Origin of the sequence: Flavobacterium sp., assembly GCF_020217025.1 — a bacterium.
Taxonomy (GTDB): Bacteria; Bacteroidota; Bacteroidia; order Flavobacteriales; family Flavobacteriaceae; genus Flavobacterium.
The window spans coordinates 1-10000 of sequence record NZ_JAIWOF010000089.1; the positions used below are offsets into that span (position 1 = coordinate 1).

Here is a 10000-nt window from a genome sequence, read left to right on the forward strand (position 1 = left end):
GTTATCGGTTACTTGGAACTTCAAATAACATTTTGTTCCAATTTTTTCTACCAAATTCGCTTTAACAACTACCTTTCCATTTTCAGTAAACTTAAGGGAATTGCTCATCAAATTGATAAAAATTTGAGACAATCGTATTTTATCTCCAACTAAAACTTCTGGGATTGAATTATCAACTTCAATGAAAATTTGGTTGTTATTTTTAATGGCCAAAAAGTGAAGCGAATCTTTTATAACCGTTAATTCGTCTTGAATATTGAAAACCATATCTTCTAAAACTACTTGGTTTTCTTCAATTTTATAAACTTTCAAAATATCATTTACTAATGACAATAAATAATTAGCAGAAAATTTTAAAGATTTTAAATGCGGGCTATTTTTTAATTCTTTATGTTCATCTAAAATAATATCAGTAATTCCGACTACACCATAGAGAGGCGTTCTTAATTCGTGACTTATTGTTGAAATGAACTGCGTTTTTAATTGTGATGCTTCTTCTGCTTTTTCTTTAGCTTCTAATAATGCAATATTGGCTTCTTTTAAATCTTTATTGGCTTTAGCTTTTGTTTTATTATTTCTAATCAAAGATAATAGCAAAAGCATTAAAATAAAAAAGATGACCCCTAATAGAATAACAAAAACTCGATTGGCCTGAAGTTTTTCGGCTTGAATCTCTTTCTCTTTTTTTATTTGATCAATTTCTCTATTAATCTCATCGTGTTCTATTTGTAATCCACCTACCTTAACATCATTTAGTCGTTCTTCATTATAAATCTTATCTTGTAATTCATCGTGTTTTAAAAGATAGAAATGCGCTTTTTCGAAATTTTTAATTTTATAATAAAAGTTTGAAATATCATTATAAACATCACTTGCATTAGATTTAATTAACTCAACATCATTCTGCTCACAATAGTTGACTGCCTTTAAATAATACTCTTCTGCTTTTTTGTTATTATTTAAACTATTGTAATATAAACCAAAATTTGAATTCAACGAGATTTTTGATTCGATATCTCCATTTTTATCGACATAATCTTTAATTTCATTAAAATATTGAATTCCATTACTAAAATCTTCAACTGCAAAATAAGCACTTCCAATATTCAACTTTGAAAACATAATTTCATATTCGTCTTTATGCTGAATTGAATATTTTAACCCTTCTTTATAATGTTTAATTCCTTTTTGAAAATCGATTTTTCTATAACAATAAACATTACCTAAATTATTGTTTAACCAACCTTTAACCGTATCATTGTCTACTTTGTTAGCTAAAACAAGTCCTTTATTGTAATACTCAATTGCTTTTTTGTAATCTGAAAATTCTTCAAAATTTAATCCAATTAGATTGTATGCTTTGGAAGCCAACAAATCATCATTGTTTTTTGTTGCAAGAATAAGTGCCTTTTGAGCAAAATCGAGAGATTTCTTAGAATCTAATTGTAGAAAACTTTGTCCTGCTTGTTTCAATAATTCCTTAGCTTCTTTTTTTGTTGAATTTGTTGACTGTGCAAATCCCAAAATGGAAGTCAAACAGAAAAATAAAACAAAATAAAAACGCGTGTAAGTTATCATGTAACTGCTTTAAATAGGATTGATTTTAAGAACTACTAAAATAAAAAAAAATCCTGACTAAATCAGGATTTTATAACAAATGTTTATCGTGTTAATTTTTTGTATTTAATACGAGTTGGTGTTACATCTTTTCCAAGGCGTTTGCGCTTGTTTTCTTCATATTCTGTAAAACTTCCTTCAAAACTGTATACTTGTGAATCGCCTTCAAAAGCTAAGATATGTGTACAAACTCTATCTAAAAACCATCTATCGTGGGAAATAATAACCGCACAGCCAGCAAAATTTTCTAAACCTTCTTCTAAAGCTCGTAATGTATTCACATCCAAGTCATTCGTAGGCTCATCTAACAACAATACGTTTCCTTCTTCTTTCAACGTCATGGCTAAGTGAAGTCTATTTCTTTCTCCACCTGATAAAGTAGCTACTTTTTTGTTTTGATCGCTTCCGCCAAAGTTAAAACGAGATAAATACGCTCTCGAATTTACTTGTCTTCCGCCCATCATAATCAATTCTTGACCATCGCAGAAGTTTTCCCAAATGGATTTATTGACATCAATATTAGAGTGTGATTGATCTACATAAGCGATTTTAACAGTATCTCCAATTGTAAATGAACCTGAATCTGGTTTTTCTTCTCCCATAATCATTCGGAAAATAGTTGATTTACCAGCACCATTTGGACCAATAATTCCAACAATTCCCGCTTGTGGAAGTACAAAATTTAAATCATCATATAATAATTTATCTCCAAATGCTTTTGAAACATGTTTCGCCTCAATAACATTGGTTCCTAAACGAGGTCCATTTGGAATGTAGATTTCTAATTTTTCGTCTAATTCTTTTTGGTCTTCGTTTAATAATTTATCATAGTTCTGTAAACGTGCTTTTTGCTTAGTTTGTCGCCCTTTTGCTCCTTGACGCACCCAATCTAACTCACGCTCTAATGTTTTTCTACGTTTGGATGCTACTTTTTCTTCTTGCTCCATACGTTTTGATTTTTGGTCTAACCAAGAAGAATAATTTCCTTTCCATGGAATACCTTCTCCTCTATCTAATTCCAAAATCCAACCCGCAACGTTATCTAAGAAATATCTATCGTGCGTTACAGCAATTACAGTTCCGGCATATTGTTGTAAATGTTGCTCTAACCAAAGAACCGATTCTGCATCTAAGTGGTTGGTTGGCTCATCTAATAACAATACATCAGGTTGTTGTAATAATAAACGACATAAAGCTACACGACGTTTTTCTCCTCCTGATAATACACTAATCGGCGTATCAGAATCTGGAGTACGAAGTGCGTCCATTGCAATTTCTAATTTATTATCGATTTCCCAAGCACCACAAGCATCAATTCTGTCTTGTAATTCTGCCTGACGATCCATTAGTTTTTGCATTTTATCTGCATCTTCATAAACTTCTGGCAAACCAAAATCGTCGTTGATTTTGTTGAATTCTTCCAATAAAGCAAAAATCTCCGCAGCTCCTTCACGAACTACTTCAATTACGGTTTTAGTTTCGTCTAATTTTGGCTCTTGTTCTAAATACCCTACTGAATATCCTGGTGCGAAAACTACATCACCTTGATAATTTTTGTCAACTCCAGCAATAATCTTCAATAGCGAAGATTTTCCTGAACCATTTAAACCTAAAATACCAATTTTAGCTCCGTAAAAGAAACTCAAATAGATGTTTTTTAATACTTGTTTGTCACTTCCTTGGTAAGCTTTGCTTACTTTTTGCATCGAAAAAATGACTTTTTTATCGTCTGACATATATAATATGTTTGATTTATGATTATTAAAACTTTTTACTTTACTCTTTACTCTTTTTTTACACTCTTCCTTTTAAGGCATTAAAAACCCAAGCAATAGCAAAGAAACCAACACCTACAGCTGAAAATCCCCAACCTGCTACATCGGCATATCTGTAAATTCCTAAGCCAATCAATAATAATCCCATTAAAATCATAATGAAAGTTGCCCAAGCTAAAATTGTATTTTTATTCATTCCCATAATTCAATATTTTTAACTAAAGTTTTGTAAAATTTAGGACTGCGAAGGTACAAATTTTAAAACTTTTTATGCTTTGTATTAATTGAAAATTTTAATCAACATTTCCTTCAATAAATCGTGTTGTGTCATAGATGAAGCACCTACTCCTTTACTTTTTACATCAATATCTCGCAAAGCAGCAACTATTGCACTTACTTTTTTCATTGGGTAATTTCGGAATGCTACTTCGTAATCTTTAACAAAATAAGGACTCACTTTTAAAACTTTAGCCGCATTAAACTGTGATTTATCTTTTAATCCGTGATATTGCAATAATTGCGAAAAGAAACCAAATACCAATCCAGTTGTAACCACTATTGGATTATCTTTTGGATTTTGCGAAAAATGATCGATTATTTTGTAAGCTTTCAATTGGTCTTTTTCACCAATGGCTTTTCGTAATTCAAAGTTGTTGTAATCTTTACTAAAACCGATATTTTCTTCAATATCTTTTGGTGTAAACGTATGTCCTTTTGGAAGTATAATTTTAAGTTTTTCTAATTCATTATTGATTTTAGATAAATCCGTTCCTAAAAATTCTACTAAGATAGCGGCTGCTTTAGGTTCTATGCTATACCCTTGCCCTGATAAAACGCGCTTAATCCAATCGCCAACCTGGTTTTCATACATTTTTTTACTTTCATAAACTACTCCGACTTTATCTAAAAGTTTGGTGATTTTTTTACGCTTGTCTAACGTTTTGTACTTGTAGGCAAAAACTAAAACGGTTGTTGGTTGTGGGTTTTCGGCATACGATTCTAATTTATCAATATAACGCGACAACTCTTGTGCTTCTCTAACTACAACCACTTGACGGTCAGCCATCATTGGATAACGTTTTGCATTTCCAACCACATCTTCCATAGAAACATCACGACCGTACAATATCGTTTGATTGAAATCGCGTTCGTGTTCTTGCAAGATATTTTGCTCAATAAATTCGGTTAATTTATCAATATAATAAGGTTCATCGCCCATAAAAAAGTAAATGGGTTTGATGTTTCCGGCTTTTATATCTTTTGTAATTTGAATTACTTCGTCCATAATTTAGTATTCAGTGGTCAGTAAATAGTTGGCAGTTTATAATATTTAACTAATTTTGAACTATGCAAAAATTGAATTTTCCAACGTATTCCTTTCGGTTCAAAAATAGTGAAAATAAAGTGTCTATTTTTGATGAAATTAGAAAAAAATTTATTCTTCTTAGTCCCGAAGAATGGGTACGTCAACACGTAGTTCAGTTTTTGTTGCAAGATAAAAAGTATCCTAAATCATATATAAACGTTGAAAAATTAATTAAAATTAACGATTTAAGTAAGCGATATGATGGTGTTGTTTTTCAACCAAATGGAGAAATATTTTTATTAATCGAATGCAAAGCACCTGAAGTTTCTATTTCCCAACAAACATTTGACCAAATTGCGCGTTATAACTTAGTTTTGAAAGCGAAATATTTAATGGTTACCAATGGACTAAATCATTACTTTTGCCAAATGGATTTTGAGAATGAAAAATATGTTTTCTTGAAAGAACTTCCAGAATATTCAAATCAATGAAAAAAATAGCAGTAGTTATATTAAATTGGAACGGAGCCAAATTGTTAGAACAGTTTTTGCCTTCTGTAATCGCGTTTTCTGATGAAGCGACGATTTATGTTGCTGATAATGCTTCTACTGATACTTCTATTGAAGTGATTCAAAATCAATTTCCAACCGTAAAAATCATTCAAAATACAGGGAATTTTGGCTTTGCGAAAGGTTATAATGAAGCATTGAAATTTGTTGAAGAAGAATATTACGCATTAGTCAATTCGGATATTGAAGTTACCGAAAATTGGTTGGCTCCTATTTTAGAAATTTTTGAAAATCAACCTGAAACTGCAATCATACAACCTAAGTTATTAGATTTCAAAAAGAAAACGCATTTTGAATATGCTGGTGGTGCTGGTGGTTTTATTGATAAATTTGGTTATCCGTTTTGCCGTGGAAGAATTTTCGATACGGTTGAAGAAGATAAAAATCAATATGATGATGAAATTGAAATCTTTTGGGCTACCGGAGCTTGTTTCTTTATCCGAAAAGAAGTGTATCGCAAATTAAATGGTTTTGATGATGATTTTTTTGCCCACCAAGAAGAAATTGATTTGTGTTGGAGAGCTTTTAATTTGGGCTATAAAATAAAATATACTTCAAAATCAAAAGTGTATCACGTTGGTGGCGCTACTTTAAACGAAGGAAATCCGAGAAAAACCTTTTTAAATTTCAGAAATTCGTTGTTGATGTTAACTAAGAATTTACCAAAAAATCAATTGTTTCCTATCCTTTTTATGCGATTGTGTTTAGATGGTTTGGCGGGAATTCAATTTATTTTGAAAGGAAAATTCAAACATTGTTTGGCCATTATTCAGGCTCATTTTGCTTTTTATAGTGTTGTAAATCAATTTTATAAAAAAAGAGGCGCAATTCAAAAATCAAATTACTATAAAATAAACAGCATCGTTTATCGTTACTTTATCAAGAATGGCAAGGTCTTTGCTGATCTTTTTTAACAATAGTTTAGGTTTAAAAAAGCTATTTTTTAACAATTTCCATTTAATTTTGTAAAAAAATAATTATCGTATGAGAAGAGTAATGTTATTCGCCACAGTAGCTGCTATTTCATTAAGTTCTTGTGTTTCGAAAAAGAAATACACGGAATTAGAAGCTAAAAACAAAGAAATTCAAGATTTATTAAACACAGCAACCGTAAAATTAAACACGTGTTTGACTGAAAGAGAAGCCTTAGCACAACAAGTTGACTTCTTAAAGAAAAACAATACCGATTTAATTAACAACATGGGTAATTTAACTACGTTAACTACCAAAGGTGCTGAAAATCTGGAAAAATCTTTAGAAAGTTTAAAAGAGAAAGATTTAAAAATCACACGTTTACAAGACGCTTTAACTAAAAAAGACAGTGTAACATTAGCTTTAGTTACTAGTTTAAAACGTGAAGTAGGAATCGACGATCCAGACATTAACATCAATGTTGAAAAAGGAGTAGTAATGATTTCGATTGCTGATAATTTATTATTCAAATCAGGAAGTTACGAAGTAAGTGATAAAGCAAAAGGTGTTTTAGCTAAAGTGGCTAAAGTAATCAATAGCAAGCCAGACTTCGAATGTATGGTTGAAGGTCACACAGACAATGTACCAATCAAAAATGCTGTATTATTAGACAACTGGGATTTATCTGTAAAAAGAGCCACTTCAATCGTAAGAGTTTTACATAAAGAGTTAGGCGTTAGTCCAAAACAATTAATTCCAGCGGGAAGAAGTTCGTACATTCCTTTAGTAGAAAATGATTCTCCTGCTAACAGAGCTAAAAACAGAAGAACTCGCATTATCATTATGCCAAAAATTGACCAATTCTACGATATGTTAGAAAAGGAAATGAAGAATTTAGAAGGAAAATAATTTACCTTTAAAGTATAAAAAACGCCTCAATTGATTGAGGCGTTTTTTTATTTAATGTTTTTATATTCTGATATTTATAAAACAATGTCACTTTATCCATGATTTTAAACAATTCGTAGAAAAGTTACTAAAAAAATAAAAAATTAACTTTAAAAAGTTTTTGTAATTAAATATTATATATAATTTTGGCAAAAATAATCTGTATTTTGCCTCCTTATCTAAATGGATAAATTCCATTAATCAAAACAACTTTCCGTACTTTTTTTGGTCGCATTTTATATTGAATTTAATAACCAATTAAATATATAAATTATGAAAAAAGTTGTTTTAAACATCTCCGTGATGTTGTTTGGGCTTACAATGTTTGCGCAAGCTAATCTTAGTGTAGTAAACCAAACTGGTTTAGGAAACATGTCAAATGTTGACCAATTCGGATTGTTAAATGGTTCCAATGTGGATCAAACTGGACGCTTTAATCAAGCTGAAGTTGATCAAGTTGGTATTCTTAATGGATCCGATATCAATCAAATGGGTAGAAGAAACGATGCTAAAGTAGATCAATTTGGTATCGCAAATTATTCCAACGTTAACCAAGACGGTAGAAGAAATGAAGCTGATGTAACTCAAGTAGGTTTAGGAAATGATTCAGATATTGATCAATTTGGTAGAAGAAATAGTTCTACAGTTAATCAATTAGGAATTGCTAACGAATCAAACGTTTTACAAATTGGATTAGATAATACAGCATCTATTTTACAAATTGGTGTTGGTAATGAAGCTGACCAAACTCAATTTGGAGAAGATAATAGTGCTACAGCTATTCAATTTGGTGAAGACAATTACTCATCTCAAGTTCAAGTTGGTGAGGATAACACAGGATTAACTTTACAAGTTGGTGAAGGAAATGCTTCATTTCAATTACAATTAGGTGAAGGTAATATGGCAATTCATGATCAAGATGGTCAAAGTAATTTGGCAATAACTACTCAAACTGGTGAAGGTAATTTCTCTTTTATTCAACAAGATGGTGCATTAAATACTGCTTGGACAAATCAAAATGGACAATTAAATATGAGTTTTGTAAATCAAACTGGTGTAGGAAATCTTTCTTTAGTAAACCAATCTAACTGAGTTTTTATTACAGAGACAAGTGAGTATTACTTACTTGTCTCTTTTTCATTATATGAAGAATCTAAAAAAAATAATCGTTATTTTATTTTTGCTAATTCGCTTTACTGCTATTTCGCAAGAAAATTTACAAGCAGAAAAGATCATGATTAATCAAAATCTTATTAATTATAAACTTACAGAAACAATTTCTCAAAGCCAAACTAATAATGCTATAATAACACAAATTGGAAATCAAAACAATAATCAAAACACAATATTGGCCAGCCAATCGTTTACTCAAGTATATCAAAACGGACACTTTAATTCAACCAATATTTACAGAGTTGAAGCAGAAGTAAACGAATTTATTTTTCAAAATGGAAATGGAAATACAATTAATGAAATGTCAATAGGGAATTACAATATAATTGAAAATCAATACATTCAAAATGGCGATAATAATCGAATTACTAGTTTTGGAAGTAACACAATATCAGAAAGTTTGAAAATTCAGATCAACGGAAATAATGCTTCAATAATCATAATTAGCAGATGAAACGAAATCAAATTTATATTATAATTTTCTCGCTATTTTTTAGTACAATTCTTCATGCTCAAATTTTGAATACCAAAGTAAAAGCTAAAATAGAATTGAGTTATTTTGAAGGAATGGTTTCGGTTACAGGAACAGCTGAAAATCTTGATGACGGAATGAAAAATTTATCATACACTTTGTCAGTCATCAAAAAAAATAAGAAAACAGCAAACACATCAAAAAATTCTCAAAATGGTGAGTTTACATTAAATCCGAATGAAAAAAAAATACTTTCAACAACAAAAATTAACCAAAGTACACAAGATGAAATTATAATTCTACTACTAATTTATGACGATAATAATGTAATGGTAGGAAAAGATCGAATTATTGTAGAAGAAAAAAAAAGTGAAGCTTTAAATAAGAATGAAGCAGAACTTGAAATTACAGGTATTGTTTCAGACGATACCAAAACTAAAATAGGAAAAGATTTTTACGACATATATTTTTCAAAATACAATTCTGAAGCCATAAAAGGAAATCAAATTGTACAAATTGAAGAACAACTGAACATCGGACGAACAACAATTCTTAAAATAACAATTGATAACAAGTTAATTTCAGAATTTATTGCAAATCCAAATGAAGAATTTCTTTCTCAAAAAGCCGAAGAAGCCATTCAAATTACAAAGAAATACTTCAAAGATTTAGAAAAACTAAAAAACAGAATTGAACAATATTAAAACAACTAAAATGAAAACGTACATAACACTATTCACTTGTTTTTTTATCGGTTTTTCAGTGGCACAAAACTTAGTTTATAAACCAAAAAACCCCGCATTTGGAGGTGATACTTTCAATTATCAATGGATGTTAAGTTCAGCAGAATCGCAAAATTTATTAAAAGATCCTGATGGAGAAAAAGGTTACGAACAACAATCTGAATTAGAACGATTTAGAGACAACTTGAACTCGCAATTACTAAGTTATTTATCAAGAGAACTCTTTGACAATCAATTTGGTACTGGAACTTCTGGAACTGGTTCTGGAACGCAAAACGGAGTATATACTTTTGGAAGTTTATCAGTTGAACTATATGAATCAAATTTGGGCTTAGTTGTCAATATCTTAGACATTCTAACAGGTGAAGAAACACAAGTTATTATTCCCAGAAATTAAATTACATCAAATATAAACTGCCCTAAAGTTTATCAAAATTTTGCTTACACGTGTTCTTTTTATCATAAAAACAAAACACATGAAAACA

The 10000-nt window shown here is 30.2% G+C and carries 11 protein-coding genes; 7 read left to right on the forward strand and 4 right to left on the reverse strand.

All coding sequences use genetic code 11. From position 1 onward, the window contains the following. The 4 genes from LDL23_RS04305 to holA all read right to left on the reverse strand — a co-directional run. A partial coding sequence (locus LDL23_RS04305) for a histidine kinase dimerization/phospho-acceptor domain-containing protein (RefSeq protein WP_291264610.1) occupies positions 1-1578 on the reverse strand: 1578 nt, incomplete at its 3' end. Positions 1579-1661: 83 nt separating this feature from the next. Further along, positions 1662-3353 (reverse strand): energy-dependent translational throttle protein EttA, encoded by a 1692-nt coding sequence (gene ettA, locus LDL23_RS04310; protein ID WP_026725733.1) that lies wholly within the window; start codon positions 3351-3353, stop codon positions 1662-1664. A 58-nt stretch (positions 3354-3411) separates the two neighbouring features. Continuing rightward, entirely contained in the window at positions 3412-3594 is a 183-nt protein-coding gene (locus tag LDL23_RS04315) for a CAL67264 family membrane protein (protein ID WP_026725732.1), read from the reverse strand. A 78-nt stretch (positions 3595-3672) separates the two neighbouring features. After that, the gene (gene holA, locus LDL23_RS04320) at positions 3673-4677 is read right to left on the reverse strand and encodes a DNA polymerase III subunit delta (RefSeq protein ID WP_291264611.1); all 1005 of its coding nucleotides are present in this window, start codon (positions 4675-4677) and stop codon (positions 3673-3675) included. A 62-nt stretch (positions 4678-4739) separates the two neighbouring features. Here holA and LDL23_RS04325 point away from each other — a divergent pair, with 62 nt between their 5' ends. The 7 genes from LDL23_RS04325 (at position 4740) to LDL23_RS04355 (ending at position 9912) form a co-directional block, all read left to right on the forward strand. Further along, positions 4740-5189 (forward strand): type I restriction enzyme HsdR N-terminal domain-containing protein, encoded by a 450-nt coding sequence (locus tag LDL23_RS04325; protein WP_291264612.1) that lies wholly within the window; start codon positions 4740-4742, stop codon positions 5187-5189. Continuing rightward, the gene (locus LDL23_RS04330; RefSeq protein ID WP_291264613.1) at positions 5186-6181 is read left to right on the forward strand and encodes a glycosyltransferase family 2 protein; all 996 of its coding nucleotides are present in this window, start codon (positions 5186-5188) and stop codon (positions 6179-6181) included. Before LDL23_RS04325 ends, LDL23_RS04330 begins: the two co-directional genes overlap by 4 nt. Before the next feature lie 70 nt (positions 6182-6251). Beyond that, positions 6252-7088, forward strand: coding sequence for an OmpA family protein (locus LDL23_RS04335; protein ID WP_026725728.1), 837 nt, complete (start codon positions 6252-6254; stop codon positions 7086-7088). 312 nt (positions 7089-7400) lie between these two features. Next, entirely contained in the window at positions 7401-8219 is an 819-nt protein-coding gene (locus LDL23_RS04340) for a hypothetical protein (protein ID WP_291264614.1), read from the forward strand. Between the two features lie 52 nt (positions 8220-8271). Then, the gene (locus LDL23_RS04345) at positions 8272-8754 is read left to right on the forward strand and encodes a hypothetical protein (protein ID WP_291264615.1); all 483 of its coding nucleotides are present in this window, start codon (positions 8272-8274) and stop codon (positions 8752-8754) included. A 65-nt stretch (positions 8755-8819) separates the two neighbouring features. Further along, positions 8820-9476, forward strand: coding sequence for a curli-like amyloid fiber formation chaperone CsgH (csgH, locus tag LDL23_RS04350; RefSeq protein ID WP_291264616.1), 657 nt, complete (start codon positions 8820-8822; stop codon positions 9474-9476). 10 nt (positions 9477-9486) lie between these two features. Then, positions 9487-9912 (forward strand): curli production assembly/transport component CsgF, encoded by a 426-nt coding sequence (locus tag LDL23_RS04355; protein WP_291264617.1) that lies wholly within the window; start codon positions 9487-9489, stop codon positions 9910-9912. Positions 9913-10000 lie beyond the last annotated feature (88 nt).